Origin of the sequence: Zafaria sp. Z1313 (genome assembly GCF_050563205.1) — a bacterium.
Lineage (GTDB): Bacteria > Actinomycetota > Actinomycetes > Actinomycetales > Micrococcaceae > JAZDCJ01.
This window is the reverse complement of record NZ_JBNWUK010000010.1, coordinates 41,323-66,857: the sequence shown is the minus strand read 5'-3', so window position 1 is coordinate 66,857 and position 25,535 is coordinate 41,323. Positions and strand designations below refer to the sequence as shown.

Below are 25,535 nucleotides of genomic sequence, written 5' to 3'. Positions count from 1 at the left end.
CCTGCTTCCGAGCCTAGGAGCCCCGGGGTCCGCGTGGGCGGGACGGCGCTAGTCTGTGGAAAACCCGTCCGCGGCATGGGCGTGTGAGGGGGAATCGGCGGCGACGAACGGCAAGTGGATCGACATCGTCGCCCCGCCCCCGGGCGTTTCCGTGAGGCGGACGGAGCCGTCGTGCTGCGCCGCGATGGCGGCCACGATGGCCAGGCCCAGGCCCGTCCCGCCCGTCTCGCGCTGTCGCGAGCTGTCCGCCCGGTAGAAGCGTTCGAAGACCCGGGCCGCGTCCTCCTCCGAGATGCCGGGGCCGTGGTCGCGGACCTCGAGCACGGCGTCGGATCTCCCGTCGATCACGGGCAGGACGCCCACGGCGACCTCGAGCGGGCTCCCGGCGGGGGTGTAGCGCAGGGCGTTGGTCATCAGATTGGCCACGACCTGGCGCAGCTTGGCCTCGTCTCCGCTCGTCGGCGACGGGCGCGGTGGGCCGCCGTCGATCCCGACGAGCCTCACGGAGCGGTCCGGCGCGCCGACGCGGGCGTCCTCGACGGCGTCGCCCGCGAGCAGGAGCAGGTCCACGGGACGCCGTTCGAGCGGCCGGTGCTCGTCGAGCCGGGCCAGCGTCAGCAGGTCGTCGACGAGCTGGCCCATCCGCTTGGCCTCGCCCTCGATCCGCGACATGGCGCTCGTGAGCTGCTCGTCGTCCTGCAGCCCGCCGTGCCGGTACAGCTCCGAGTACCCCTGGATGGTCACGAGCGGGGTGCGCAGCTCGTGTGAGGCGTCCTGGATGAAGCGCCGCATCTTGCGCTCCGAGGCCGCCCGGCCGCGGAAGGCGTGCTCGATGTGGGTCAGCATCGCGTTGAGCGAGCGCGACAGGCGCCCCACCTCGGTGTCGGGCGGGAACTCCTCGACGCGCCGGGACAGGTCCCCGGCCGCGATCGCCGCGGCCGTGCGCTCGACACGCACGAGGGGGCGGAAGGTGCGGCCCGTGACCCCGTACGCGATGAGCGACATGACGAGTGTCGCGGCCATGCCGCTGCTGATCATCAGGACCGTGGCGTTCTTGATGGTCTCCTCGACGTCCTCGAGCGGCAGGCCCACGGTCACGTAGCCCTGGCCGCTCGCCAAGGGGGCCCGCACGACGCGCCAGCCGTCGGAGCCCGGCGCAGTGCCGGGCGCGGTCTGCGGCCGGCCCTCGAGGAGGACGACGTCCTCGATGGGCACCGGGTCCAGGACCGGTTCGTCGCCTTCGACGAGCGGGAGGGTGTGCACGACGTCGCCGTCGGCGTCGCTGAGGGTCCCGTAGAAGCGGTTCAGGTCCAGGCTCGCCCAGTTGCGGTTGGCCTGGGCGCTGTTGTCGATGCTGTCCCGCCAGACGATCCAGATGAGGTTGGACATCGCCGAGGCATTCGACTTCAGGTCGGTGTCCACCTGGTCCACGAGCGTGACCTTGAGCGAGACGGCCGCGGTGTAGGCCGTGGCGACGACGCCCAGGCCCATGAGGACCGCCATCAGCGCGACCAGCTTGGTGCGCAGGGAGATCTTCCTCAGGAACCGGGTCAGTCCTTGCACGGTGGTGCGCCGCCTATCGCCGGTCCGCGGTGCGCAGGAGGTAGCCCACGCCGCGCTTGGTCTGGATCATCGCCGGCCATTCGTCACGGGCGTCGATCTTGCGCCGGAGATAGGAGATGTAGGACTCGACGATCGACGCGTCGCCGTTGAAGTCGTACTCCCAGACGTGGTCGAGGATCTGCGACTTGGACAGGACCCGGTTCGGGTTCATCATCAGGTAGCGCAGGAGCTTGAACTCGGTGGGCGAGAGGTCCACGACCTCGCCGGCGCGGCGGACCTCGTGGGCGTCGTCGTCGAGCTCGAGGTCGTCGACCCGGATGACGGCCTCGCTGCCGTCGAGGGGCTGCGTGCGCCGGAGCACGGCCCGGATCCGGGCGACGACCTCGTCGAGGCTGAAGGGCTTGGTGACGTAGTCGTCGCCGCCCACGGTCAGGCCGGTGATCTTGTCCTCGGTGTCGTCGCGGGCCGTCAGGAAGAGCACGGGGAAGTGGCGCCCGGCGGCGCGCAGGCGGCGCGTGACGGTGAAGCCGTCCATGTCCGGGAGCATGACGTCCAGGACCGCGAGGTCGGGCTGCTCGCGTTCGACGGCGTCGAGCGCCTCGCGCCCGTTCGCGGCCGCGACCACCTCGAAGCCCGCGAAGCGCAGGGACGTCGACAGGAGCTCGCGGATGTTGGGTTCGTCGTCGACGACGAGCAGCTTGGCCTCGGGGTTCTTGGAGTGCATGGGTCCAGTCTGGCCCCGGAGTCTGGGAGTTTTCTGGACGTCCGCTGTGCCCGGCGGGGCGCCGGGCGGGGGGCGAAGGGCACGGACCGCCGGGTGCGGGGCTCAGGCCCGGCGGCGCTCCCGCCAGCCGAGCAGGACGTGGGCCACGAGCAGGACGAAGGCGAGCGGCAGCCCGAAGAGCCCGATCGCGAACAGTGCCGGGACCCCGGGCTGCCCCGCGGCATACAGCCCCAGGATCGCGGCCATGCTGCCCAGGGAGACGACGGCGACGACCGCCGCGGCGACGGGAAGGGCGCGGCGCAGGGCGGAGGGTTGCTTGGAGTTCACGCCCCCACATTAACAGCGGGCGGGAAGCCCACCAAGCGCGGGGCCGCGGGGTCCGTGGCCGGACGGGCCGTGGCGTACCCTAGATGGAGAGACTTCCCCGGGAGCGCGCACGCCCGCATGGCGGCGCCGGCGCCTTCCGGGAAACCCAGCTTGAGGTGGCGGCCCGGCCCACGGCCCCGGCCCACCCGATGTGAGAACGAGGTAGAGAGACGTGCCATTCGGCAAGGTTAAGTTCTTCGACGCCAACAAGGGCTTCGGCTTCCTGGTGACGGACGACGGCGAGTCCGTCCACCTGCCCAGCACCGCGCTGCCGCGCGGCGTCACCGAGGTGCGCCCGGGGACCCGCATGGAGTTCGGCATCGCCCAGGGCCGCAAGGGGGCGCAGGCGCTCTCGGCCCGCGTCGTCGAGTCGGCTCCTTCCGTCGTCCGGGCCAAGCGCCGCCCGGCCGAGGAGACCGCGGTGCTCATCGAGGACCTGATCAAGTGGCTCGACGGCGTCTCCAACGACCTGCACAAGGGCCGCTACCCGGAGAAGCAGCGCGGCGCGAAGATCGCGGCCGTGCTCCGGGCCGTCGCCGACGACCTGGAGGCCTAGGCCCATGGCACGCACCCCGAAGTTGGACGCGGCCCTGGCCGGCATGGTCGATGCCGCCCGAGAGGCGCTGCTCGAGTCCGTTCCGGCCGCGCAGCTCGGGGAGCACGTCGGGGCCGCGGCGGACGGCGAGCGCCTCGTGACGCACCGCTTCGCCGCCGTCCTCGACGGCTACGCCGGCTGGGAGTGGTACGTGAGCCTGGCCCGCGTCCCGCGCGGGAAGACGGCGACGGTGTGCGAGCTGGGGCTGCTGCCCGGCGACGGCGCCCTGCTCGCCCCGGACTGGGTCCCCTGGTCCGAGCGCGTGGCTCCGGAGGAGCTGGCCGAGCAGGCGGCCCAGGAGAAGGCCGAGCAGGAGTCCGCCGCTTCCGGGGACGACGCCGGTGCCTCCCCTGCGGAGGCGCAGGACGACGCCGGGGCCTCCTCCGCGGAGTCCTCGCCGGCCGCCGCGGCCCGGTAGTCGCGGCCGGGTAGGCGCGGCCGCCCGGGGCCCAGATCCCGCTGAACGGCCTGGGAAAGCCAAGGGACCGCCCCCTCGAGGGGGCGGTCCCTTGGCGCTTGCGGAGGGGTCAGAGGTTCTCGAGCACGTAGTCGATGCTCGCCGTGAGCGCGGAGACGTCGTCGGGCTCGATCGCCACGAACGTGGCGATGCGCAGCTGGTTGCGGCCGAGCTTGCGGTAGGGCTCGGTGTCCACGATCCCGTTGGCGCGCAGCGCCTTGGCGACCGCGGCGGCGTCGACCGAGTCGTCGAAGTCGATCGTCGCGATGACGTTGGAGCGGTCTTCGGGCCGCACGACGTAGGGGGTCGCCACGCTGGACGCCTCGGCCCACGCGTAGACGCGGCCCGCGGAATCGGCGGTCCGCGCAGCGGCCCAGGACAGGCCGCCGTGGGAGTTGAGCCACTCGACCTGCGCATTGAGCGTGACCAGGGTGGACAGGCTCGGCGTGTTGTAGGTCTGGTTCAGGCGCGAGTTGTCGATCGCCGTCTTGAGATTCAGGAAGTCCGGCACCCAGCGGCCCGAGGCCGCGATCCGGTCGGCCCGCTCGATCGCGGCGGGGGAGAAGAGGGCGAGCCACAGTCCGCCGTCGGAGGCGAAGTTCTTCTGCGGGGCGAAGTAGTAGACGTCGGACTGGGCCACGTCGACGTCGAGTCCGCCGGCGGCGGAGGTCGCGTCGACGAGGACGAGGGAGCCCTCGTCGACTCCGTCGACCCGGCGCACGGGGGCCGCGACGCCGGTCGAGGTCTCGTTCTGCGGCCACGCGTAGACGTCCACCCCGGACTCGGCGGCGGGCTCGGGGCGCGTGCCGGGCTCGGCCTTGAGGATGGAGGAGGCCTCGAGGAAGGGGGCCTTGTCCGTCGCGGCGGCGAACTTCGATCCGAACTCGCCGAAGGAGAGGTGCTGCGCCTTGCGCTCGACGAGCCCGAACGACGCGATGTCCCAGAACGCGGTCGAGCCGCCGACGCCGAGGACCACCTCGTAGCCCTGAGGCGCGCCGAAGAACTCGGCGAGGCCCTCCTGCACCGACTTCACGAGGTTCTTCACGGGAGCCTGGCGGTGGGAGGTGCCCAGGAGGGCCGGACCCGCCGCGGCCAGGGCGTCGAGCTGCGCGGCGCGCACCTTGGACGGGCCGGCGCCGAAGCGGCCGTCCTGCGGCAGCAGGTGTTCGGGAATGACGGGGGGCTTGCTCATCTGGGCTCCTGCGTTCTGGGGTCGGGGAACGGTTCGAGGAGGTGGCGGCCGCGCGGCCGCCGTCCGGGTTCCGTGGTCGCGCACGCTGGAGGGAATCCAGAACCGGGAGGAGATTGTTAACCCGGGTAGAGTTGTGACCACTGGTTCCCTCTTCCACCCAGCGAGCCCACAGGAGCCCCTTTCGTGACGGACTTGATCGATACCACCGAGATGTACTTGAGGACCATCCTGGAACTCGAGGAAGAAGAGATCACCCCCTTGCGCGCCCGCATCGCCGAGCGCCTCGGCCACTCGGGTCCCACCGTCTCGCAGACGATCGCCAGGATGGAGCGCGACGGACTCGTCGTGGTCTCCGAGGACCGCCACCTGGAGCTGACTGACGCGGGACGGCAGCTGGCGACGGAGGTCATGCGCAAGCACCGCCTCGCCGAACGGCTGCTCTCCGACGTCATCGGCCTCGAATGGGAGTACGTCCACGACGAGGCGTGCCGCTGGGAACACGTCATGAGCGAGCGCGTCGAGCGGCGCATCTACGAACTGCTGGGGCACCCGACGGACTCGCCGTACGGCAACCCGATCCCCGGCCTGTCCGGGCTCGGAGGCACGGAGGCCGTCGGCTTCGCGGCAGGAGTGCAGAACCTGGACCACGCGGTCGTCGACGGCAATACGGGCCCGGTCCGCATCCAGCGCCTCGCCGAGACCATCCAGGTCGACCCGGTGCTGTTGGGCCAGCTGGACGAGGGCGGCATCCGACCCGGCGCGGTCGTGACGCTCGAGCGCGCCGGCGAGTACGTCGTCGTCCGGGTCGAGGGCATCGAGGGCGCGCTCGAGCTCCCCTCGGAGGTCAGCGCCCACGTCTTCGTGGACCGCGCGAACTAGGACTCCCGCGGCCGACGCCGCGCAGCGAGGGGGCGGTCCCGGGCCCGACGGCCGGACCGCCCCTTCGGCGTTCCCGGGCCGATGCGGGCCGTCCACAGGCAAAGATCACGAAATTGTTACTTTGTATACGCTCGGGTATCGTGGGTAACGGATCGGACTCGTCCGATCCGCCCGATCCGAATCGCCGAACCCCGCTGGCGGACCGGGCCCGTTCATCGAAGAACCGGCGGGGGTGGAGGACCCAACCTTTTCCGGCGGCCGTTCCCCGGCCGCCTCGGGGTGAAGCCGGTTCCTTGTCAGCAAGACCCGGCCGGGCGCGTCTCATGCCCGAATCCGACAGCTAACTTCGCAGGCGCGATGAGAGGTGTCGATTGACCGAGCAGAAGATCAGCGGACGACGCAGCGCGCTGCGCCCCGTCCCCCCGCCCGCCGAGGAGCCGGCCGGGCCGTACGCCGGCCGCCGCTACGCGGTGGGCATGCGCTATGGCGCGACCCCCGAGCTCGTCGAGCCCACCGGCCCCCAGCCGTCCGCCGCTCCCGTCCCGGCGCCCGTCGCGGCAGCGCTTGCCCCCGCTCCCGCCCCCGTGTCCGCTGCCGTCGGGGATCTCCGAGGCGACCGCCGCCCCGTCTTCCTCGAGGACCGCGCCCCGGCGGCCGCCGGAGAACGCCCCCGGCGCCGCGCCGTCGTCGGACACTCCCTCGCAGCCGTCGCCGCCGTGTCCGGGCTCGCCCTCGCCGCGGTCTACCCGGATTCCGCGGCCGTCCCGGCGCCGGACGAGCGCGTCGCCCACGCCGGCAGCGCCGTCTCCGACGTCAGCGTTCCCGGCAACGACGACTACGAGATCGTCCGCACCAAGCTGACCAGCTCCTTCAGCAAGGACGACCAGCTCGACTACCTCATGTCGGCCTCCGGCGGCGACGTCACGGCCGTGGAGACGGGCGGCATCCTCGCGCAGCCGCTCGACCAGGTGCGTATCACCTCCCGCTTCGGGACGCGCGTGAATCCCGTGACCGGCTACGGCCTCGTGAACCACATCGGGCAGGACTACGGGATCCAGTGCGGAACCCCGGTGAAGGCCTCCGCCGCGGGAACCGTGGTCCAGGCCGGCTGGGCCGGCCACTCGGGCAACCGCGTCCGCATCGACCACGGCAACGGCCTGGAGACGACCTACAACCACAACACGAGCCTGCGGGTGGCGGTGGGCCAGAAGGTCGAGCGCGGCGAGGTCGTCTCGCTCAGCGGAACCACCGGGAACTCGACCGGCTGCCACCTGCATTTCGAGGTCCTCGTGGACGGCACGGCGGTTGATCCCGCGGGCTGGCTGTAGGGGCCGGACGTCCGACGTCACCGGAAAAATATCATTCCGTGACCTGAACGTGACATTGACAAACATTTCATATATCGTTGATCAAGTGCCGGACCGGTCCTAGGTCCGACACCCTCGGGCAGAGTGCCGAACACTGCCACTGACCGAGGTCCGTTCGCAAAGATCGCATGGCAGTGGCGGGGGAACCAACTTACGGGTCCGCAAGGATCCTTGGGGTTAAGCGCCCAGACCGGTTCCACCGGTTGGACGCCGAGTGACTCCCACTCGAATCCGACAGCTCACCTCGCAGGCATTGGGAGAGGTAAACAACGTGTCCAAGCGCCAAGCCCTGGGTCGCCACCGCGCGACTCCTGTTCGCACCAATCCGCTGGAATCCATCTCGAAGGCCGTTGCGTCCAACGCCGGCTCCGTGGGCCGCCAGGCAGCCGTCATCGCTGCCGCTTCCGGCCTGGTCCTGACCCTGGGCGTCCCCGCCCAGGCCACCCCCACCGTCCGCGAGGCCGCAGCGGTTCCCGCCGGCGCACTGTCCGCGGAGACCCTCTCCGCCGAGCGCGTCGCCGTCAAGGCCGTCACCGTTCCCGCGAAGACCGAGGCCAAGTTCGAGGTCAAGCGCGCGGAGATCACCTCCAAGCCGGCCCCCGAGCCCGAGCCCGTCGTCGTGGCCGTGTCCAACACGGTCCAGTCGCAGTCCGGCGAGGCCCGTTACGCCGCCACCACGCGTGCCAACGTGAACTCCGGCGCATCCGCCGCGGCCACCACCCGCAGCACCGCCGCCTCGACGACCACGTCCTCGACCGCCACCACGGCGGCCGCAGCCCCCGCGAAGGCCGAGGCCGCTGCCTCCGCTCCGAGCGCGGGCCTCACCGGCATCGCCGCGACCGCCCGCCAGTACCTCGGCGCCCCCTACGTCTGGGGCGGCTCCACCCCGTCGGGCTGGGACTGCTCCGGCTTCATCAAGTACGTCTACGCCCAGCACGGCATCAACATCGCCCGCGGCACCTCCGCGATCCTCGGCTCCGGCCAGTTCGTGCGCACCAGCAACCCGAAGCCGGGCGACCTGGTGTTCCAGAACGGCGGCGGCCACGCCGGCATCTACTTGGGCAACGGCCAGATCATCGGCGCCCAGAACCCGTCCGTCGGCACGGTCCTGCGTCCGGCGAACAGCCCGTACGGCCCGCTCTACGGCTACTACACGCTGCGCGGCTAACACCCGCCGCTTCCGGACGCGTCGCGTCCGGCCTCTTCCCGCAAGGCCCCTCCGCTCCGGAGGGGCCTTGCGGCGTTCGGGGCCACTGCGCCCGCCCGACCCCGGTGAAATCCCAGTGCGGCCGGCGTGAAGAACCGGCGAATTCACGCCCCGACACGCCCCGGCGCGTGGCCCAGGGCACACCGCCGGCCCCGAGCTCGGTTTACGCTAGGAATCGAAAGCCCCACGCTGAACGCCGCGAGGAACGCTTCACCGGGCCCGCGGCCCTGTCAGGACAACGAGGAACGCTCATGCGAACCCTGGTACTGAACGCTGGATACGAACCGCTCGCGGTAGTCACCTTCCGCAGGGCGCTGCTCTTGGTGCTCACGGGCAAGGCGAGCGTCCTCGCCCAGGACGACGACGACCCCGTGGTGGGGCCCCGCCAGGTGATCGGCCGCCCGTCCGTGATCCTCCTGAACAGGTACATCAACGTCCCCTACCGCGGCGCCGCCTCCGTGAGCCGCCGCGGGGTCCTGCGCCGCGACGGACACGCCTGCGCCTATTGCGGCCGCCACGCCACGACGGTGGACCACGTGCAACCGCGCTCGCGCGGGGGAGCGGACACGTGGGAGAACCTCGTGGCCTGCTGCCTCGCGTGCAACTCGGCCAAGGGCAACCGCACGCTCCGCCAGCTGGGCTGGAAGCTGCGGATCACGCCGCGGGCGCCGCGCGGCGCCCAGTGGTACATCACCGAGCTGGAACGCCCGGCGCCGGCCTGGAGCGAGTTCCTCTCCAGCTCCGCGGCATGAGCTACGGGGCGATCGTCCTGGCCGGCGGCCGGGGGAGCCGGCTCGGCGGCGCCGAGAAGCCTCTCCTGGTCCATGCCGGCCGTACCCTCCTGGAGCACGCCCTCGCGGCGGTCTCCGGAGCGGAGCGCGTGGCGGTCGTCGGGCCGGCCGGACTGAAGGGCGTGGTCTCCGCCTACGTCGAGGAGTCCGGCGTGGACCAGCTCGTGGTCCTGACCCGCGAGCACCCTCCGTACGCGGGACCCGCGGCGGCCGTCGCGGCGGGACTGCGCGCGCTGCAGGAGGCGCCCGGCGTCTACGGCGAGGAGCCCCGCGCCGAGGCCGCTTCCGCGGCCGCCGCCCACGCGGGGATGCCGCCGTTCGTCGTCGTGCTGGCCGCGGACCTCGTGGAGCCGGGCCCCGCCGTCGCCGCGGTCGTGCGCGCCGCCGGGGAGGCGCTGCGCGACGGGCCAGGCGCGGGCGCCGCGTGGGTGCCCGTTGACGCGGGCGGGCGGCTGCAGACCCTGAGCTGCTCGGTCGCGACGGGGGCGCTCGCCGCCGCCGTGGAGGCGGCCGAGGCCTCGGCCGGCGGCCTCGCCGACTCCTCGATGATGCGTCTGCTTGCTAGTCTGCAGTTGGTGCGTCTTCCCCTCGAGGACCTCGTCTTCGACGACGTCGACACGTGGGCGGACGCCGGCCGGGCGGGCATCGGCCGGCCAGGAAGCTAGGAGCGGCGCCGGCCGCGGCAGGAGGACGATCGTGGCTGGACATCCCGAACTTCAGGAGTGGGCGGCGGAGCTGCTCGAGCGCTTCGAGCTCGCCGGCACCGAGATCGACATCGATGCCGTGCTGTCCCTCGCCGGGCTCGCCGCCCACGGGATCGTGCGGCCGGCGGCCCCCGTGACCACCTACATCGCCGGCTTCGCCGCCGGGCTGGCCGCGGGCCACGGCATGGCCTCGGAATCCGGGGCGATGGCCGCCGCCGACCGGCTGGCCCGTGCCGTGCTCGCGGAGCGCGCCTCCCGGGAGGCCGCTCCCGAGGGTGGGGACGCCCCGGGCGGCACCGGCCCGGGCGCCACCGCGTGAGCGGGCACCACGGCGGCCCGGACGGGCACCACGACGGCTCGGACTGGGACGACGCGCGCCGGATCGCGTACGACGCCGGGGCCCGGCTCCGGGAGCGGCTGCCCCCTGCGGAGGAACTCGGGCTCGGATCGGCCGCGGGCCGCGTGCTCGCCCGCGACGTCCGCGCCCTCCACGCGCTGCCGCACTACGCGTCCTCCGCGATGGACGGCTGGGCCGTCGCGGGTGCGGGGCCGTGGCGCGTGCGCCCGACCGCGGGGCCGCGCCACGATGCGGGCGAACCGCTCGCTCCGGGCTGGGCCGCGCCGATCGTCACGGGGGGCGCGCTCCCGGAGGGCACGACGGCGGTGCTGCGCTCCGAGCGCGGGCGGATCGAGGGCGCGGGGCCGGGCGGGACGGCGGGGACCGGCGGATCCGCGGGCGGGCTCCTGGCGGCCACGGAAGACGTCCCCGTGGGCGCCGACATCCGCCCCGCCGCGACCGAGGCCGTCGAGGGCTCGCTGCTCCTGCGCGCCGGGAGCGTGCTGACGCCCGCCGCCGTCGCCGTCGCCGCCCTGGCCGGCCACGACGGGGTGCCCGTCGCCGCGCGGCCGTCCGTGCGCCTCGTGATGACGGGCGGGGAGGTCGAGACGCACGGCCTGCCCGCGCCGGGCCGCGTCCGCGACGCGTTCGGCCCCGTCCTGCCGTCCTGCCTGGCGGCCCTCGGAGCCGGCGGGCTCGAGTCCCTGCGCATCGGGGACGACGCCACCGCCACGCGCCGGGCGATCTCGGGGGGCGGGGACGTGGTCGTCACGACGGGCGGCACGGGACGCTCGGAGGCCGACCACGTGCGCCGCGCCGCGCTCGACGAGGGGGCCGTGCTGCTCGTCGACCAGGTCGCGATGCGCCCGGGGCACCCCGCCCTGCTCGCCCGCTTCCCCGACGGCCGGCTCCTCGCGGCCCTGCCCGGTAACCCGCTCGCGGCCCTCGCGGCCGTGGCGACCCTGCTGGAACCGCTCCTGCGCGCGGCGGGCGGGCGTCCGGCGTCGTACCCCCTGCCGGTGCGCAGCGCCGCGGCCTGGGCCCCGCTCCCGCGCCGACACCGGCTCGTCCCCGCCCGCTGGACCGACGGCCCCGGCAGCGCGCTCGAGGCCGCCGACCACACGGGTCCCGCCATGATGCGCGGCCTCGCCGCCGCCGACGCGTTCCTCGTCCTTCCCCCCGAGGGCGTCCCGGACGGCGGAACGGCCCGCTGCGTCCCGCTGCCCTGGATGCCCTGACGCGGGGGACGCCGGCCGCCTCCCGCGGTGGTAGCGTCGGTCCCAGGGGACGGCGGTCCACGGCAGGGAGGAACCCATGGGACGATTGACGCAACGGCGCAAGGTGGCGCGGATGCTCGTCGACGCGCCGTCGCGGACGCGCGAGGAGACGCTCGCCGCGGAGGAGCCCCTCGAGATCAGGATCGGTTCCCGGCCCTTCAGCGTCACGATGCGCACACCCGGCGACGACTTCGACCTCGTGGCCGGCTTCCTCGTCGGCGAGGGGGTCATCGCCTCCACGGACGAGCTCGGGAGCCTGCGCTTCTGCGCCGGGGAGGACGAGGACGGGCGGCAGACGTTCAACGTCGTCGAGGCCCGGCTCGGTCCCGGAGCCGTCGCCCCCGAGCCCTCGCTCGAACGCCACGTCTACACCACGAGCTCCTGCGGGATCTGCGGGACCGCCTCGATCGACGCCGTCGCCAAGGCCGCCCGGCTGCCGCTCGAGGCGCCCGCGCCGCTCGTCTCGCTGCCCGTCCTGCTGGGCCTTCCCGGGACGCTGCGCGAGCACCAGGCGCTCTTCGGCAAGACCGGGGGAGTGCACGCCGCGGGCCTCTTCGCCCCCGACGGGTCCCTGCTGTGCCTGCGCGAGGACGTCGGCCGCCACAACGCCGTGGACAAGGTCATCGGCTGGGCGCTGCGCGACGGGCGGCTCCCGCTCGCCGGGACCGTGCTGCAGGTCTCCGGGCGGGCGTCGTTCGAGCTCGCGCAGAAGGCCCGGCTCGCGGGCATCCCCGTGCTCGCCGCGGTCAGCGCGCCCTCCTCCCTCGCCGTGGAACTGGCGGAGCGCGAGGGCCTGACGCTTGCGGCCTTCAGCAGGACGAGTAGCGTGAACATATACACCCATGCGGAACGGATCAGCGAGGAGGCGGCGCCATGAAACGGGCGGCTCCTGTCAACGACATCAACGAGGACGAGCTCAAGGTCTCCGGGCCCAAGACGTCCGCCGCGGGCGTGAAGGCGGTGCTCGTGGCCCTCGACCGCGGCGTCTCCCAGGCCGGCGTCAGCCGCACCGTGCGCTCCATGCTCCGCGTGAACCAGCGCCACGGCGTCGACTGTCCCGGTTGCGCGTGGCCCGAATCCATCACGGGGGCGCGCAAGCCCGCCGAGTTCTGCGAGAACGGGGCGAAGGCGCTCGCCGAGGAGAACACGACCCGGACGGCCGACCCCGCCTGGTGGGACGCCCACCCGCTGCCCGTCCTCGAGGACAAGACCGAGTACTGGCTGGGCAACCAGGGGCGGATCACCGAGCCGATGATGATCCGCGAGGGGGAGGACCGCTACCGTCCCGTCAGCTGGGCGGAGGCCTTCTCCACGATCGCGGAGCACGTCAACGCCACGATCCCGGACCGCTGCGTCTTCTACACCTCGGGCCGCACCGCCAACGAGACGGCGTTTATGTACCAGCTGCTCGCCCGATCGATCGGCACCAACCACCTGCCGGACTGCTCCAACATGTGCCACGAGTCCTCCGGGACCGCGCTGAACCCGACGATCGGGATCGGCAAGGGGACGGTCTCGCTCGAGGACTTCGACCACGCCGAGCTGATCTTCGTCGTCGGACAGAACCCCGGGACCAACCACCCCCGCATGCTCTCCACGCTCGCCGACGCGCGGCGGCGCGGCGCCACCGTGGTCGCCGTGAACCCCCTGCCCGAGGCCGGCCTGATGAACTTCAAGGACCCGCAGTCCCTCGGGGGCGTGATCGGGAACGGGACGACCATCGCCGACGAGTTCCTCCAGGTCAAGGTCGGCGGGGACCTGGCGCTCTTCCAGGCGTTCGGCCACCTGCTCCTGCAGGAGGAGCAGCGCGCCCCGGGCACCGTCGTCGACCCGGAGTTCATCGAGGGCCGGACCGAGGGCTTCGAGGCCTACGCCGCAGCGCGCGGGGAGATCGACTGGGACGCGACCGAGGAGGCCACCGGGCTCTCGCGCATGCGGATCGCCGAGATCGGCGCCAAGCTCGCCGCCTCCCGGGCCACGATCGTCTGCTGGGCGCTGGGCCTGACGCAGCAGCCCCACTCCGTGAACACCATCCGGGAGATCGTCAACGTCCTGCTGCTGCAGGGAAACTTCGGCAAGCCCGGCGCCGGGGCCTGCCCCGTGCGCGGCCACTCCAACGTCCAGGGCGACCGGACCATGGGGATCTGGGAGAAGATGGGCGAATGGTTCCACGCCGGCCTCGACGCCGAGTTCGGGATCACCACTCCGCGGTGGCACGGCTACGATTCCACGCGCACCGTCGAGGCCTTCGAGGACGGCGACGTCGACGTGTTCGTGTCGATGGGCGGGAACTTCTCCCTCGCGTGCTCGGACACCGAGGCGCTCGAGGCGGGCATTCGCCGCGCGGGCCTGACCGTGCACGTCTCCACCAAGCCCAACCGCTCCCACGTCGTCCACGGCCGCACGTCGATCATCCTGCCCACGCTCGGCCGCACCGACCGCGACGACAAGCACCCGGGCGGCCCGCAGTTCCTCTCCGTCGAGGACTCGATGTCCGTGGTCCACTCCACCCAGGGCCGGCTCAAGCCCGTCTCCGAGCACCTCCTCGCCGAGCCGGTCATCGTGGCGCGCATGGCACAGGCCGTCCTCGGCGAGGACCACCCCGTGGACTGGCGGGCCATGGCCGAGGACTACGACGTGATCCGCGAGCACATCTCCGCCGTCGTCCCGGGATTCGAGGACTTCAACCGGCGCGTGCGCGGCAGGAACGGGTTCGTCCTGCCCAACCCGCCGCGGGACACGCGCACCTTCGCGACGGACATCGGCCGGGCCCGGTTCACCGTGAGCCCGCTCGAGTACCTCAGCGCCCCGCCGGGGCATCTGATCCTGCAGACCGTGCGCAGCCACGACCAGTACAACACCACGTTCTACGGGGTCGACGACCGCTACCGGGGCATCTCCGACGGGCGCCGCGTGATCCTCATCCACCCCGAGGACCTCGACGCGCTCGGCTACGAGGACCGCGAGCTCGTGGACGTCATCTCCAGCTTCGACGGGACCGAGCGGCGGGCCAACCGCTTCCGGCTCGTGTCCTACCCGACCGCCCGGGGCTGCGCCGCCGCCTACTTCCCGGAGGCCAACGCGCTCGTCCACCGGGGGCTCGTGGCCCGCGAGTCCAACACTCCGGGCTACAAGGCGATGACGGTGCGCTTCGTCCCCCACGAGCGCGCCCCGTCGACGACGTTCGACGAGCGCTCGCTGACGACGGGCTGAGGGGCCGCCCGTATGAGCATGGAGCACGCGGCCTGGGGCTCGCTCTACCGGCTCTCCGACGACAAGGGGCGCCACCGCGTGGCTCCGGGAACGCTCCGCCGCGTCGTGGCCTTCGCCCGCCGCTACCAGGGCCGGCTCGCGGCGTTCATCGGGGTCTCGGTGCTCGCGGCCGTGCTCGCCGTAGCGACGCCGGTGCTTGCCGGGCGGGTCGTCGACGCGATCGTCGCCGGCGGCCCCCTGTCCACGGTCCTCGGGCTCGCCGCGCTCATCGCCGCGGTCGCGGTCGCCGAGGCCGGCGTCGGGCTGCTGAGCCGCTGGCTGTCCTCCCGCCTCGGCGAACAAGTGATCCTCGACCTGCGGACACAGGTCTTCGACCACGTGCAGCGGATGCCCATCGCGTTCTTCACGCGGACGCGCACCGGGGCGCTCGTCAGCCGCCTGAACAACGACGTCATCGGGGCCCAGTCCGCCTTCGCGGGGACCCTCTCCGGCGTCGTGAGCAACATCGTGGCGCTCGTCCTCACCGCGGCCGTCATGGTCAACACCTCGTGGCAGGTCACGCTCCTGTCCGTCGCCATGCTGCCCGTCTTCCTGATCCCCGCCCGGCGGATGGGCCACACGCTGGCGCGGCTGCGGCGCGAGGCGGCGGACCACAACGCGGCCATGGGCACGCAGATGACGGAGCGCTTCTCCGCCCCCGGCGCGACCCTCGTCAAGCTCTTCGGGCGGCCCGACGCCGAGTCGGCAGAGTTCGCCGCCCGCGCGGTGCGCGTGCGGGACATCGGAGTGAAGATGGCCATGCGGCAGTTCTTCTTCGTCACCGCGCTGACGCTCGTGGCCGCGCTCGCGCTCGCGCTGGTCTACGGGCTCGGCGGGCTCTACGCCCTGCGCGGCGAGCTGGCCGCGGGGGAGGTCGTCACGCTCGCCCTGCTCCTGACCCGGCTCTACGCGCCGCTGACCGGCCTCGCCAACGCGCGCGTCGAGGTCATGAGCGCCCTCGTGAGCTTCGAGCGGGTGTTCGAGATCCTCGACCTCGAGCCGCTCATCAGGGAACGGCCCGGCGCCCGCCCCCTCCCGGAGGGCCCCGTCTCGATCCGCTTCCGCGACGTCCGCTTCGCCTACCCCGGGGCGGACCAGGTCTCGCTCGCCTCCCTCGAAGAGGTCTCCGTGCTCGACGGACGGCCCGGGGAAGAGGTCCTGCACGGGATCGACTTCGAGGTCCCGGCGGGGCGGACGTACGCGCTCGTCGGCTCCTCGGGGGCCGGGAAGTCGACCATCGCTCAGCTGCTGGCGCGGCTGTACGACGCCGGTTCGGGCGCCGTTGAGCTCGCGGGCGTCGACGTCCGCGACGCGACCTTCGCCTCGCTGCGCGCCACGGTGGGCATGGTCACCCAGGACGGGCACCTCTTCCACGAGAGCATCGCGTCCAACCTGCGCCTCGCGGCTCCGGAGGCCGACGACAAGGCGTTGTGGGACGCGCTGCGCAGGGCCCGGCTCGAGGAGCTCGTGCGCTCGCTGCCCGACGGCCTCGCGACGACGGTGGGGGAGCGCGGCTACCGGCTGTCCGGCGGCGAACGGCAGCGGATGACCATCGCGCGCCTGCTCCTGGCGGCGCCGCGCGTCGTCGTGCTCGACGAGGCCACCGCGGCGCTCGACTCCACCAACGAGGCCGCCGTCCAGGCGGCCCTGGGGGAGGCGCTCGAGGGGCGCACCGCCGTCGTCATCGCCCACCGGCTCTCCACCATCCGCTCCGCCGACGCGATCCTCGTGGTCGAGGGCGGGCGGATCGTCGAACGCGGCCCGCACGCCGGGCTGCTCGCCGCCGGAGGGCGCTACGCCGAGCTGTACGAGACGCAGTTCGCTCAGCAGTAGCCGCGCGGCCTAGCCGCTCGCGCGGGCGGCCAGGAGCTCCGGCAGCACGTGCTCGCGCAGCAGCGGCGCGATGTCGTCGCGGAGCAGGGCCTGCGCGGGGTCGATCCAGAGCAGCTCCTCGAGCTCCGCCGCGGCCTGCGGCAGACCCCTCAGCGGCGCCGCGAAGAGGTGCGAGTCGATGAGCGTGTCCGGTTCGTTCGCGGCGGGGCCGAGCCAGTGTCCGAGCGGCTCGAGCTCGGCCGCCGCGACCGTCATCCCGAGTTCCTCGCCGAGTTCGCGGGCAGCCGCCCCGGCCGGGGTCTCGCCGCGCTCCAGCTTGCCGCCCGGCTGCATGAAGAGGCCCGTCCCGCGCTTGCGGACGAGGAGGATGCGCCCGGAGGCGTCGAGGATGCGTACGGCGGAGATGCGGAGGACGGCGGTCACCATGTCAGCGTAACAATGCGTCCCACGGGAGGGTGTGTTCGGCGTTACATCTGCCAGCTGATCTGTAGAATCGTGTTGAAGGCGGCCGCCGACATGGGGAGCAGCGCGTTCGGCCTTGGATGACGTTGGACTTGTCTCATCGGTCCGACCCTCGAACGAATGATCTGGAGACTAGATGCAACGAGGCACCAACCTCGGCAGGCTTGGCGACTTCAACCAAGCCGTGATTTTCGATTCCATCCGCCGTGCGAAGGACGGCGTCAGCAGGGTGGAACTCGCCGAATCGACCGGACTTTCCCCGCAAACCATCTCCAACGTCGTCCGTCGGCTGCTCGACGACGGTCTCGTCCGGGAGGACCGCACGGTCGTCTCCGGCCCCGGCAAGCCCCGCACGGTCCTGGAGCTCGAGACCAACCGCCTCATGGCGATCGGGATCCACCTGGATCCGGGGCTGATCAGCCTCGTCATGCTGAACCTCCGCGGCGAGGTGGCCGTGCACAAGCGCCTCGTGGCGCCGGAGGTCGGCGACCCCGCCGACACGATCGGCATCATGGCCTCCGCCGTCGAGGAGCTCATCGAGGAGTCCGGGCAGCCACGGGACCGGATCGTCGGCGTCGGAGTCGCCGCCCCCGGCCCGCTCAACCCCGCGGCGGGCATCGTCTCCGGGCCGCCCCTGCTGGACGGCTGGACCGAGGTCGAGGTCGTCAAGCCGCTCGCCGAGAAGCTCGGGCTCGAGGTGCTCCTCGAGAAGGACACGATCGCGGCCGCGATCGCTGAGCTGTGGAACGGCGACGAGGAAGAGGACCAGAACTTCATCTCCGTCTACGTGGGAACGGGCATCGGCGTCGGCATGGTCGTCGGCGGCGAGATCCTGCGCGGCGTGAGCAACAACGCCGGCGAGATCGGCCACTTCTCCGTCGGCGAGAAGGCCGCGCCCTGCGAGTGCGGCCGGGACGACTGCCTCGCCGGCGTGCTGTCCTTCGCCCACCTCTCGGCCAAGGCGCGCGAGGCCGGCCTCCCGGTGGATGCCGGGGAGGACGCCGGCGTGGCCGCGCGCGCCGAGGCAATGAACACCTTCGTCCGGCTCGCCGTCGAGGAGGAGCCGGCGGCCGTCGAGCTCCTGCGCGGCTTCTGCGCCCGGACGGCCGACATGGTCGGGCAGCTCGTCAACGTCCTCGACGTGGACAAGGTCATCGTCGGCGGGCCCATCTGGGCCGAGGTCGGGCACCAGAACATCGACGAGGTCGGCGAGATCATCAACGAGCGCTTCAGCGTGCGCAGCATCCACGGCGTGCGCGTCGTCTCCTCGACGCTGGGGGCCAACGTCGGCGCGATCGGCGGAGCCTGCGCGGTCCTCGACGCCGCGCTCTCGCCCAAGGCGAGCGCCCTGCTCCTGCGCTGAGGCCGCCCGGCGGCACCACGACACGCGCTGCGGCCGCCGCAGCCCAGGGGGGCGGCGGCGCCCGCAGCGCGCCCGGGGGGCGAATCGCCCAGGTGTCGGCTTGCGACGCCCGGACCGTGACGGACTTGACTTCCATTCTCTAGTAGATGTAGATATGGAGGTGTTGGTGGGGTGGCAACCGAGCTGCCCACCGTCGCACGCCAGGTCTCCCCGGAAACGGGTGCAGCCGCTGCGGCAGGTGGGAGAACGGCGGTTCGGCGGCCGCGGCAGAAGTACCAACAGGGCCGCCGTGCCGGTGCATCAGATGTTTTAGGGAGCCATCCGATACAACACCGGCCGGCGGTTCCCTTGTGTCCGGGGCGTGGCTGTGTCCGGTGGGTGCGGCGTGGGAGGGGCCGGGTGACCGGCACGTGCCGCGGGGAACCGGGTCCCGATAACGAAAAGTGCCCCTGACCGGAATCGAACCGATGGCCTACCCTTTAGGAGAGGGTCGCTCTATCCTACTGAGCTACAGGGGCGCCCCGCGCATCGCGCGGTGGACAGCAACCATCCTAGCGTCACCGCGGTCCCGCTTCGCGCATCTTGGAGCGCAGCGTGTGGATGAAGGCCGCCACGAGCACGCCGGCGGCAACGGCCCCCGTCGCCGCCAGCAGGACCCACCTCAGGACCGTCAGGGTGCTGGCCAGGGCCACGGCCGACGCATCGGGCGGGGTGGCCTGGAACAGGGCGTCGATCGCGTTGTTCTCCCACAGGTCCACGACGGCGAACGCCATCGGCACGGCCCAGAGCGACCAGCGCTTCCAGCCCCGCTCGACGTGGACGGCCACGGCGAGCATGGTCACGAGCGCCAGGAACAACGGGAACAGGAGCCCGGCCGTCTTGTGCAGGTAGTTCAGCTGTCCGCGGGCGTCGTCGTCCATCGCCGCGCGCAGCGCCTCGACGTGGGCGGCGTCGTAGCCGCCCGCCAGCTGGTCCGGCATGGCGAGGCCGGCCGAGAGGTCCGTCATCTGGTTCAGGGTCAGCAGGTGGTAGTACCAGAAGAGCAGGAAGACGGCGGCGAGGCCGGCGCCCAGGATCAGGTTGGCGTTGCCGCGGGCCTGCTCCGGAGTGCGCTGCGTCGTCGGGTTGACGGGCTGTCCGGCGGGTGCCGGCCGCGGGGCCGGGGGGCGCTGGGCGGAGGCGCGCTGGGCGGAGGGGCGGCGTTTGCCCGGCTTCTTCGACATGGCCTCCATTATGCCGTCCCCGTCGCGGCCCGCTTCCTCTCCGGGCACGGCGCCCGTTCCGCGGGCGTGGTGCGGCGCCGGCGCCTGTCCACGGGACGGCCGCCCGGCGGCCGGGGCGTCGGTGCCCCGCCGTAGACTGGAGGGACCATGGACTTCCTCTTCGACGACTTTGCCGAGACCCGCCCCGTCCCCGCCCGGCCAGACGCCGCCGGGCTGCTCGAGGGACTGAATCCGGAGCAGGAGCAGGCCGTGGTCCACGCCGGCGGCCCGCTGCTGATCGTCGCGGGCGCCGGATCCGGCAAGACGCGCGTGTTGTCCCACCGCATCGCCTACCTCCTGGCCACGGGCCGGGCCCGCCCGCACGAGATCCTGGCGATCACGTTCACGAACAAGGCCGCGGCCGAGATGCGCGAGCGCATCGGGGCGCTCGTCGGCCCGGACGCCGAGCGGATGTGGATCTCGACGTTCCACTCGTCGTGCGTCAAGATCCTGCGCCGCGAGGCGGCGGCCGTGGGGCTGAAGTCCAACTTCTCCATCTACGACTCCGCGGACTCGCTGCGGCTCATCACGCTCGTGGCCAAGGGGCTGGACCTGGATCCCAAGAAGTTCGCGCCGAAGGCCATCCAGCACAAGATCTCCGCCCTGAAGAACGAGCTCGTCGACGACGAGGACTTCGCCTCCACCGCGGCCCAGGACCCGTTCAGCCGGGCGGTCGCCGAGGTCTACCGGGGCTACACCCAGCGCCTGCGGCAGGCCAACGCGATGGACTTCGACGACCTCATCGGCCAGGTCGTCAACATCTTCCGGGCCTTCCCCGCCGTCGCGGACAACTACCGCCGGCGCTTCCGCCACGTGATGGTCGACGAGTACCAGGACACCAACCACGCGCAGTACGCCCTGGTCCGCGAGCTGACCGGTCCGGACGGGGCGACGCCGGGCGGCGAGCTCACGGTCGTCGGCGACTCGGACCAGTCGATCTACGCCTTCCGCGGCGCCGACATCCGCAACATCGTGGAGTTCGGCAAGGACTACCCCGACGCCCACACCATCAAGCTGGAGCAGAACTACCGCTCGACGCAGACCATCCTGACCGCGGCGAACGCCGTGATCTCGCGCAACCCGGACCGTCCCGAGAAGCGTCTCTGGACCGCGGAGGGGGACGGCGCCAGGATCACCGGCTACGTCGGGGAGTCCGAGCAGGACGAGGCCCGCTGGATCGCCGAGGAGATCCTGCGGCTCAACGACGAGGAGGGCATCCGCCCCGGCGACGTGGCCGTCTTCTACCGCACCAACGCGCAGTCGCGGTCCCTCGAGGAGCAGCTCATGCGCATGGACCTGCAGTACAAGGTGGTCGGCGGCACCCGGTTCTACGACCGCAAGGAGATCAAGGACGCGCTGGCCTACCTCCGGGTCCTCGTGAACCCGGAGGACGACGTCAACGTCCGCCGCATCCTCAACGAGCCCAAGCGGGGGATCGGCGACCGGGCCGAGTACGCCGTCGCCGCCCTCGCGGAGCGCGAGCGGATCAGCTTCATGGAGGCCCTGCGCCGCGCCGACGAGGCCCCCGGCATGGCCTCGCGCAGCGTCAACGCCGTGGCCGGGTTCGTGAAGATCATCGACGACCTCGCCGTCGTCGCCGAGGGCTCCGGGGCCGCGGCCTCGCTCGAGGCGGTCCTGGAGCAGACCGGGTACCTCGAGATGCTGCGCACGTCCAAGGAGATCCAGGACGAGTCCCGCGTGGAGAACCTCGCCGAGCTCGTCGCCGTCGTCCGCGACTACGAGCGCGACAACCCGGACGGGACGCTCGGCGACTTCCTGGAGCAGGTCTCGCTCGTCGCCGACGCCGATTCCGTCCCGGACGCGCCGACGGACGAGACGGGGGCGGACATGGCCCGCCGCGAGGGCATGGTCACGCTCATGACCCTGCACACCGCCAAGGGGCTCGAGTTCCCGGTCGTGTTCCTGACGGGCATGGAGCACGGGATCTTCCCGCACCAGCGCTCCCTCGTGGACGCGCGCGAGCTGGCCGAGGAGCGGCGGCTCGCCTACGTCGGCCTGACCCGTGCCCGACGCCGGCTCTACGTCACGCGCGCCGAGTACCGCAGCCTGTGGGGCCAGTCCCAGTACAACCCGGCGAGCCAGTTCCTCGAGGAGATCCCGGCCGAGCTCATGGACTGGAAGCGGGAAGGCGCGGTCCGTGCCGCGCCGGGCGGATTCGGGGGCTCGATCCGGCGGGACTTCGCCACGAGCCGCTACGACAACGGCTCCCACTGGGGGGCCGCCGCGTCCGTTCCCGGCCGCCGGAGCGGCGACGCCGAGTCCGGCGCGCTGCGCACCGCCCCGACCGCGCGGGCGGCCGGGCGCGTCCAGCCGCAGAAGGAGGTCATCCAGCTGTCCGTGGGGGACAAGGTCTCCCACTCCTCGTTCGGCTCCGGGACCGTGCTCGCGCTCGAGGGGGCGGGGGACAAGACGGTCGCCAAGGTGAAGTTCGGGGCGGACGAGAAGCGCCTCCTGCTGCGCTACGCGCCGCTGACCAAGGCCGATTGAGCGCCTAGCGCACGCATGACCCGTCTACAACTTGTAGAACTGTGCGCTTGGACACGAAAGCGATACTCTGGGCACGGCGTTCAACGCCTGGGGACTAAAGTTCCACTTGGAGCCTCATGGGCCATCGCGCCCCCGGCTCCGAGTCAGAAACGACTTCGACGTAGAAGGACACCAGCCCGTGGACCTGTATGAATACCAGGCGCGCGATCTGTTCGAGGCACACGGGGTTCCCGTGCTCGCAGGCATCGTTGCGTACACTCCCGAAGAAGCCAAGGCAGCCGCAGAGAAGATCGGCGGCGTCGTCGTCGTCAAGGCCCAGGTCAAGGTGGGCGGTCGCGGCAAGGCCGGCGGCGTCAAGGTCGCCAAGACCGCGGACGAGGCGTTCGAGCACGCCTCCAACATCCTCGGCATGGACATCAAGGGCCATACCGTCAACAAGGTCATGATCGCCCAGGGTGCCGACATCGCCGAAGAGTTCTACTTCTCCGTCCTGCTGGACCGCGCCAACCGCAACTACCTGGCGATGTGCTCGGTCGAAGGCGGCATGGAGATCGAGCAGCTCGCCGTCGAACGTCCCGAGGCCCTCGCCAAGGTCTCCGTCGACCCGGGCACCGGCATCGACGCCGCGAAGGCCGACGAGATCGTCGCTGCCGCGAACTTCCCCGAGGAGCTGCGCGGCAAGGTCGCCGAGACCATCCTGAAGCTGTGGGACGTCTTCACGAAGGAAGACGCCACGCTCGTCGAGGTCAACCCGCTGGTCCGCACGGGCGCCGGTGAGATCATCGCCCTCGACGGCAAGGTCTCCCTCGACGAGAACGCCTCCGAGGTCCGCCACCCGCACCACGAGGAGCTCGAGGACAAGGGCGCCGCCGATCCGCTCGAGGCCAAGGCCAAGGAGGCCGGCCTCAACTACGTCAAGCTCGACGGCCAGGTCGGCATCATCGGCAACGGCGCGGGCCTGGTCATGTCGACCCTCGACGTCGTCGCCTACGCCGGCGAGAACCACGGCAACGTCAAGCCCGCGAACTTCCTGGACATCGGCGGCGGCGCCTCGGCCGAGGTCATGGCCGCGGGCCTGGACGTCATCCTGGGTGACGAGCAGGTCAAGAGCGTGTTCGTGAACGTCTTCGGCGGCATCACCGCGTGCGACGCGGTCGCCAACGGCATCGTCAAGGCCCTCGAGATCCTGGGCGGGGCCGCGACCAAGCCGCTCGTCGTCCGCCTGGACGGCAACAACGTCGACGAGGGCCGCCGCATCCTGCGCGAGGCGAACCACCCGTTGGTCACCCTTGCCACCACCATGGACGAGGGCGCCGACAAGGCCGCCGAGCTGGCGAACGCCTAAGGATCAGGGGAAAACAAACATGGCTATCTTCATCAACAAGGATTCCAAGGTCATCGTCCAGGGCATCACCGGCGGCGAGGGCTCCAAGCACACGGCCCGGATGCTGCACGCCGGCACCAACGTCGTCGGCGGCGTGAACGCCCGCAAGGCCGGGACCACGGTCTCCCACGCGGACAACGCCGGCAACGTCGTGGACCTCCCGGTCTTCGGCACGGTCGCCGAGGCGATCGCCGAGACCGGCGCCGACGTCTCGATCGTGTTCGTCCCGCCGGCCTTCACCAAGGACGCCGTCGTCGAGGCCATCGAGGCCGAGATCGGCCTCGTCGTGGTCATCACCGAGGGCGTCCCCGTGCAGGACTCCGCCGAGTTCTGGGCCCTGGCCCAGTCCAAGGTCGACGCCGACGGACAGCAGATCACCCGCATCATCGGCCCGAACTGCCCCGGCATCATCACGCCGGGCGAGTCCCTCGTGGGCATCACCCCGGCGAACATCACCGGCAAGGGCGGCGTGGGCCTGGTCTCCAAGTCCGGCACCCTGACCTACCAGATGATGTACGAGCTGCGCGACCTGGGCTTCTCGACCGCGATCGGCATCGGCGGCGACCCGGTCATCGGCACGACCCACATCGACGCCCTGGCGGCGTTCGAGGCCGACCCGGAGACCAAGGCGATCGTCATGATCGGCGAGATCGGCGGCGACGCCGAGGAGCGCGCGGCCGAGTTCATCAAGGCCAACGTCACCAAGCCGGTCGTCGGCTACGTCGCCGGCTTCACCGCCCCGGAGGGCAAGACCATGGGCCACGCCGGCGCCATCGTCTCCGGCTCCTCCGGCACCGCCCAGGCCAAGAAGGAGGCCCTCGAGGCCGCGGGCGTGAAGGTCGGCAAGACCCCGTCCGAGACCGCGCACCTGCTGCGCGAGGTCTACCCGGTCCTCGAAGAGGCCTCGGCCCTCTAGGACCCGCTCCACGGACCGCACGACGCCGGCCCGCACTCCCGACCCGGGGGTGCGGGCCGGCGTCGTACCCGGCTCAGGCGGGGCCGGTGCTCGAGCGCACCACGAGGCGCGGGACCACGCGCTCCGCGGCCGGCGCGCCCGTTCCCCCGCCGGCACGGTACACGGCCGCCTCGAGGGCGGCCTCCGCGAGCGCCGAGGGGTCCACGTCCACCGTCGTCAGGTCCATGAACGGCCACGAGGCGACGGAGCTGTCGTCGAATCCCGTCACGGAGACGCGCCCGGGCACGGCGACGCCGCGGGAGGCCAGCGCGGCCATGACGCCGACGGCGCAGCGGTCGTTCGCCGCCATGATGGCGGTCGGGGAGGCCTCCCGGTCCAGCAGCTGAACGGCGGCGCGGTATCCGGCCTCCTCGGTGTAGGCCGCCTCCACCGTGTCCGGGGAGAGGCCGCGTGAGCGCATCTGCTGCGCATAGGCCGTCCGGCGGGCCGCGGCGTTGGGGCCGGACCCGCCCGAGACGTGGGCGATGCGGCGGTGGCCCAGATCCACGAGGTGATCCACGAGCAGTGCGAAGCCCGCGGCGTCGTCGGCGCGGACGTCGTCGTGCCCGTCACCGGCGGCCGGGCCGCCCAGCTGGACGAGCGGCACGGTGTCCGGGAGGCCGTCGATCGTGTCCAGCCCCGAGTCGCCCGAGAGGACCAGGAGCGCCTCGATCCGCTGGCCCAGGAGCTCGGCCAGCGCCCCGGCCTGCGGGCGGGACGGCCCGTGCGGGCCGAGCGCGAGGGAGTAGCCGCGGGCGGCCGCGGCCGTGAGCAGGCGCTCGACGAGGTCGGCCTCGAAGGGCTCCTTCATCGAGAACAGGACGCCGAGCCGGTGGCTGCGCCGCCCACGCAGCAGGCGCGCCGATTGGTCCGGGTGGTAGCCGAGCTCCTGCGCGGCCGCCCGGACGCGGCGGCGCGACTCCTCGCTGGGCCCCTCGGCGTCCCGGAGCACGAGGGAGACGAGCTGGCGGGAGACCCCGAGGTGCTCCGCGATGTCGTGCATGGTGGGTCTCAGGGGCATGGAAACATCTTCGCACGACCCTCTAGCACGTGCTAT

The 25,535-nt window shown here is 72.2% G+C and carries 23 protein-coding genes, 1 tRNA gene and 2 riboswitches; of the genes, 16 read left to right on the top strand and 8 right to left on the bottom strand.

The features are described from left to right. Nucleotides 1-48: 48 nt before the first annotated feature. The 3 genes from ACQ3I4_RS10945 to ACQ3I4_RS10935 all read right to left on the bottom strand — a co-directional run bounded on the left by ACQ3I4_RS10945 (nucleotide 49) and on the right by ACQ3I4_RS10935 (nucleotide 2,614). Complete coding sequence (locus ACQ3I4_RS10945) at nucleotides 49-1,563, bottom strand: ATP-binding protein (protein WP_430633535.1); 1,515 nt, start codon at nucleotides 1,561-1,563, stop codon at nucleotides 49-51. Nucleotides 1,564-1,576: 13 nt separating this feature from the next. Then, nucleotides 1,577-2,287 carry a response regulator transcription factor gene (locus tag ACQ3I4_RS10940; protein WP_430633534.1) on the bottom strand — a complete coding sequence of 237 codons (711 nt, stop codon included), beginning with the start codon at nucleotides 2,285-2,287 and terminating at the stop codon, nucleotides 1,577-1,579. Nucleotides 2,288-2,389: 102 nt separating this feature from the next. Continuing rightward, nucleotides 2,390-2,614 carry a hypothetical protein gene (locus tag ACQ3I4_RS10935; protein WP_430633533.1) on the bottom strand — a complete coding sequence of 75 codons (225 nt, stop codon included), beginning with the start codon at nucleotides 2,612-2,614 and terminating at the stop codon, nucleotides 2,390-2,392. A 211-nt stretch (nucleotides 2,615-2,825) separates the two neighbouring features. Between ACQ3I4_RS10935 and ACQ3I4_RS10930 the strand changes: the two genes are divergently transcribed. Both ACQ3I4_RS10930 and ACQ3I4_RS10925 read left to right on the top strand, forming a co-directional pair. Then, nucleotides 2,826-3,209, top strand: coding sequence for a cold-shock protein (locus tag ACQ3I4_RS10930; protein WP_329863178.1), 384 nt, complete (start codon nucleotides 2,826-2,828; stop codon nucleotides 3,207-3,209). A gap of 4 nt (nucleotides 3,210-3,213) precedes the next feature. Beyond that, nucleotides 3,214-3,666: a DUF3027 domain-containing protein gene (locus ACQ3I4_RS10925; protein ID WP_329863176.1), complete on the top strand. Its 453-nt coding sequence runs from the start codon at nucleotides 3,214-3,216 to the stop codon at nucleotides 3,664-3,666. Nucleotides 3,667-3,775: 109 nt separating this feature from the next. On the opposite strand, the gene serC is transcribed toward ACQ3I4_RS10925, so the two are convergent. Continuing rightward, complete coding sequence (serC, locus tag ACQ3I4_RS10920) at nucleotides 3,776-4,897, bottom strand: phosphoserine transaminase (protein ID WP_430633532.1); 1,122 nt, start codon at nucleotides 4,895-4,897, stop codon at nucleotides 3,776-3,778. Nucleotides 4,898-5,080: 183 nt separating this feature from the next. Here serC and ACQ3I4_RS10915 point away from each other — a divergent pair, with 183 nt between their 5' ends. The 10 genes from ACQ3I4_RS10915 (at nucleotide 5,081) to ACQ3I4_RS10870 (ending at nucleotide 16,544) form a co-directional block, all read left to right on the top strand. Then, nucleotides 5,081-5,776 (top strand): metal-dependent transcriptional regulator, encoded by a 696-nt coding sequence (locus ACQ3I4_RS10915; RefSeq protein ID WP_329863173.1) that lies wholly within the window; start codon nucleotides 5,081-5,083, stop codon nucleotides 5,774-5,776. 172 nt (nucleotides 5,777-5,948) lie between these two features. Continuing rightward, nucleotides 5,949-6,145: riboswitch (cyclic di-AMP (ydaO/yuaA leader) on the top strand. 2 nt (nucleotides 6,146-6,147) lie between these two features. After that, the gene (locus ACQ3I4_RS10910; RefSeq protein ID WP_329863171.1) at nucleotides 6,148-7,104 is read left to right on the top strand and encodes a M23 family metallopeptidase; all 957 of its coding nucleotides are present in this window, start codon (nucleotides 6,148-6,150) and stop codon (nucleotides 7,102-7,104) included. Between the two features lie 138 nt (nucleotides 7,105-7,242). Next, nucleotides 7,243-7,410: riboswitch (cyclic di-AMP (ydaO/yuaA leader) on the top strand. 4 nt (nucleotides 7,411-7,414) lie between these two features. Further along, nucleotides 7,415-8,311: a C40 family peptidase gene (locus ACQ3I4_RS10905; RefSeq protein WP_329863169.1), complete on the top strand. Its 897-nt coding sequence runs from the start codon at nucleotides 7,415-7,417 to the stop codon at nucleotides 8,309-8,311. Nucleotides 8,312-8,601: 290 nt separating this feature from the next. Beyond that, a complete protein-coding gene (locus ACQ3I4_RS10900; protein ID WP_329863167.1) occupies nucleotides 8,602-9,102 on the top strand; it encodes an HNH endonuclease in 501 nt (166 codons plus the stop codon). Further along, a complete protein-coding gene (mobA, locus tag ACQ3I4_RS10895; RefSeq protein ID WP_329863165.1) occupies nucleotides 9,099-9,806 on the top strand; it encodes a molybdenum cofactor guanylyltransferase in 708 nt (235 codons plus the stop codon). Before ACQ3I4_RS10900 ends, mobA begins: the two co-directional genes overlap by 4 nt. Nucleotides 9,807-9,837: 31 nt before the next feature. Further along, on the top strand, nucleotides 9,838-10,164 hold the full coding sequence (locus ACQ3I4_RS10890) for a DUF6457 domain-containing protein (RefSeq protein WP_329863163.1): 327 nt from the start codon (nucleotides 9,838-9,840) through the stop codon (nucleotides 10,162-10,164). Continuing rightward, a complete protein-coding gene (locus tag ACQ3I4_RS10885; protein WP_329863161.1) occupies nucleotides 10,161-11,420 on the top strand; it encodes a molybdopterin molybdotransferase MoeA in 1,260 nt (419 codons plus the stop codon). Before ACQ3I4_RS10890 ends, ACQ3I4_RS10885 begins: the two co-directional genes overlap by 4 nt. Nucleotides 11,421-11,496: 76 nt before the next feature. Further along, entirely contained in the window at nucleotides 11,497-12,336 is an 840-nt protein-coding gene (gene fdhD / locus ACQ3I4_RS10880) for a formate dehydrogenase accessory sulfurtransferase FdhD (protein WP_329863159.1), read from the top strand. Continuing rightward, nucleotides 12,333-14,672, top strand: coding sequence for an FdhF/YdeP family oxidoreductase (locus ACQ3I4_RS10875; RefSeq protein ID WP_329863158.1), 2,340 nt, complete (start codon nucleotides 12,333-12,335; stop codon nucleotides 14,670-14,672). The genes fdhD and ACQ3I4_RS10875 overlap by 4 nt, the downstream gene beginning before the upstream one ends. Before the next feature lie 12 nt (nucleotides 14,673-14,684). Further along, nucleotides 14,685-16,544: an ABC transporter ATP-binding protein gene (locus ACQ3I4_RS10870; RefSeq protein ID WP_329863157.1), complete on the top strand. Its 1,860-nt coding sequence runs from the start codon at nucleotides 14,685-14,687 to the stop codon at nucleotides 16,542-16,544. A 9-nt stretch (nucleotides 16,545-16,553) separates the two neighbouring features. Here ACQ3I4_RS10870 and ACQ3I4_RS10865 read toward each other — a convergent pair whose 3' ends face one another. Continuing rightward, complete coding sequence (locus ACQ3I4_RS10865; protein WP_430633531.1) at nucleotides 16,554-16,967, bottom strand: NUDIX hydrolase; 414 nt, start codon at nucleotides 16,965-16,967, stop codon at nucleotides 16,554-16,556. Between the two features lie 175 nt (nucleotides 16,968-17,142). Here ACQ3I4_RS10865 and ACQ3I4_RS10860 point away from each other — a divergent pair, with 175 nt between their 5' ends. Then, nucleotides 17,143-18,369, top strand: a complete 1,227-nt coding sequence (locus tag ACQ3I4_RS10860; protein ID WP_329863154.1) for an ROK family transcriptional regulator — start codon at nucleotides 17,143-17,145, stop codon at nucleotides 18,367-18,369. Nucleotides 18,370-18,813: 444 nt separating this feature from the next. On the opposite strand, the gene ACQ3I4_RS10855 is transcribed toward ACQ3I4_RS10860, so the two are convergent. Both ACQ3I4_RS10855 and ACQ3I4_RS10850 read right to left on the bottom strand, forming a co-directional pair. After that, a tRNA-Arg gene (locus tag ACQ3I4_RS10855) sits at nucleotides 18,814-18,887 on the bottom strand. 39 nt (nucleotides 18,888-18,926) lie between these two features. Then, on the bottom strand, nucleotides 18,927-19,592 hold the full coding sequence (locus ACQ3I4_RS10850) for a hypothetical protein (protein ID WP_329863152.1): 666 nt from the start codon (nucleotides 19,590-19,592) through the stop codon (nucleotides 18,927-18,929). A 147-nt stretch (nucleotides 19,593-19,739) separates the two neighbouring features. Between ACQ3I4_RS10850 and pcrA the strand changes: the two genes are divergently transcribed. The 3 genes from pcrA to sucD all read left to right on the top strand — a co-directional run bounded on the left by pcrA (nucleotide 19,740) and on the right by sucD (nucleotide 24,439). Further along, nucleotides 19,740-22,139, top strand: coding sequence for a DNA helicase PcrA (pcrA, locus tag ACQ3I4_RS10845; protein ID WP_329863150.1), 2,400 nt, complete (start codon nucleotides 19,740-19,742; stop codon nucleotides 22,137-22,139). Nucleotides 22,140-22,317: 178 nt separating this feature from the next. Continuing rightward, nucleotides 22,318-23,484 carry an ADP-forming succinate--CoA ligase subunit beta gene (gene sucC, locus ACQ3I4_RS10840; protein ID WP_329863148.1) on the top strand — a complete coding sequence of 389 codons (1,167 nt, stop codon included), beginning with the start codon at nucleotides 22,318-22,320 and terminating at the stop codon, nucleotides 23,482-23,484. A 19-nt stretch (nucleotides 23,485-23,503) separates the two neighbouring features. Further along, on the top strand, nucleotides 23,504-24,439 hold the full coding sequence (gene sucD / locus ACQ3I4_RS10835) for a succinate--CoA ligase subunit alpha (protein ID WP_329863146.1): 936 nt from the start codon (nucleotides 23,504-23,506) through the stop codon (nucleotides 24,437-24,439). 73 nt (nucleotides 24,440-24,512) lie between these two features. Here the strand turns inward: sucD and ACQ3I4_RS10830 are convergent, their stop codons facing one another. Next, nucleotides 24,513-25,499 carry a LacI family DNA-binding transcriptional regulator gene (locus ACQ3I4_RS10830; protein WP_329863144.1) on the bottom strand — a complete coding sequence of 329 codons (987 nt, stop codon included), beginning with the start codon at nucleotides 25,497-25,499 and terminating at the stop codon, nucleotides 24,513-24,515. Between the last annotated feature and the right edge of the window lie 36 nt (nucleotides 25,500-25,535).

Bases quoted from the DNA above. Each gene is read 5' to 3' on its own strand.
- ACQ3I4_RS10940 (WP_430633534.1), bottom strand. From the start codon at position 2,287: ATGCACTCCAAGAACCCCGAGGCCAAGCTGCTCGTCGTCGACGACGAA.
- ACQ3I4_RS10925 (WP_329863176.1), top strand. From the start codon at position 3,214: ATGGCACGCACCCCGAAGTTGGACGCGGCCCTGGCCGGCATGGTCGAT.
- serC (WP_430633532.1), bottom strand. From the start codon at position 4,897: ATGAGCAAGCCCCCCGTCATTCCCGAACACCTGCTGCCGCAGGACGGC.
- ACQ3I4_RS10900 (WP_329863167.1), top strand. From the start codon at position 8,602: ATGCGAACCCTGGTACTGAACGCTGGATACGAACCGCTCGCGGTAGTC.
- mobA (WP_329863165.1), top strand. From the start codon at position 9,099: ATGAGCTACGGGGCGATCGTCCTGGCCGGCGGCCGGGGGAGCCGGCTC.
- fdhD (WP_329863159.1), top strand. From the start codon at position 11,497: ATGGGACGATTGACGCAACGGCGCAAGGTGGCGCGGATGCTCGTCGAC.
- ACQ3I4_RS10875 (WP_329863158.1), top strand. From the start codon at position 12,333: ATGAAACGGGCGGCTCCTGTCAACGACATCAACGAGGACGAGCTCAAG.
- ACQ3I4_RS10870 (WP_329863157.1), top strand. From the start codon at position 14,685: ATGAGCATGGAGCACGCGGCCTGGGGCTCGCTCTACCGGCTCTCCGAC.
- ACQ3I4_RS10860 (WP_329863154.1), top strand. From the start codon at position 17,143: ATGCAACGAGGCACCAACCTCGGCAGGCTTGGCGACTTCAACCAAGCC.
- ACQ3I4_RS10850 (WP_329863152.1), bottom strand. From the start codon at position 19,592: ATGTCGAAGAAGCCGGGCAAACGCCGCCCCTCCGCCCAGCGCGCCTCC.
- pcrA (WP_329863150.1), top strand. From the start codon at position 19,740: ATGGACTTCCTCTTCGACGACTTTGCCGAGACCCGCCCCGTCCCCGCC.
- sucD (WP_329863146.1), top strand. From the start codon at position 23,504: ATGGCTATCTTCATCAACAAGGATTCCAAGGTCATCGTCCAGGGCATC.
- ACQ3I4_RS10830 (WP_329863144.1), bottom strand. From the start codon at position 25,499: ATGCCCCTGAGACCCACCATGCACGACATCGCGGAGCACCTCGGGGTC.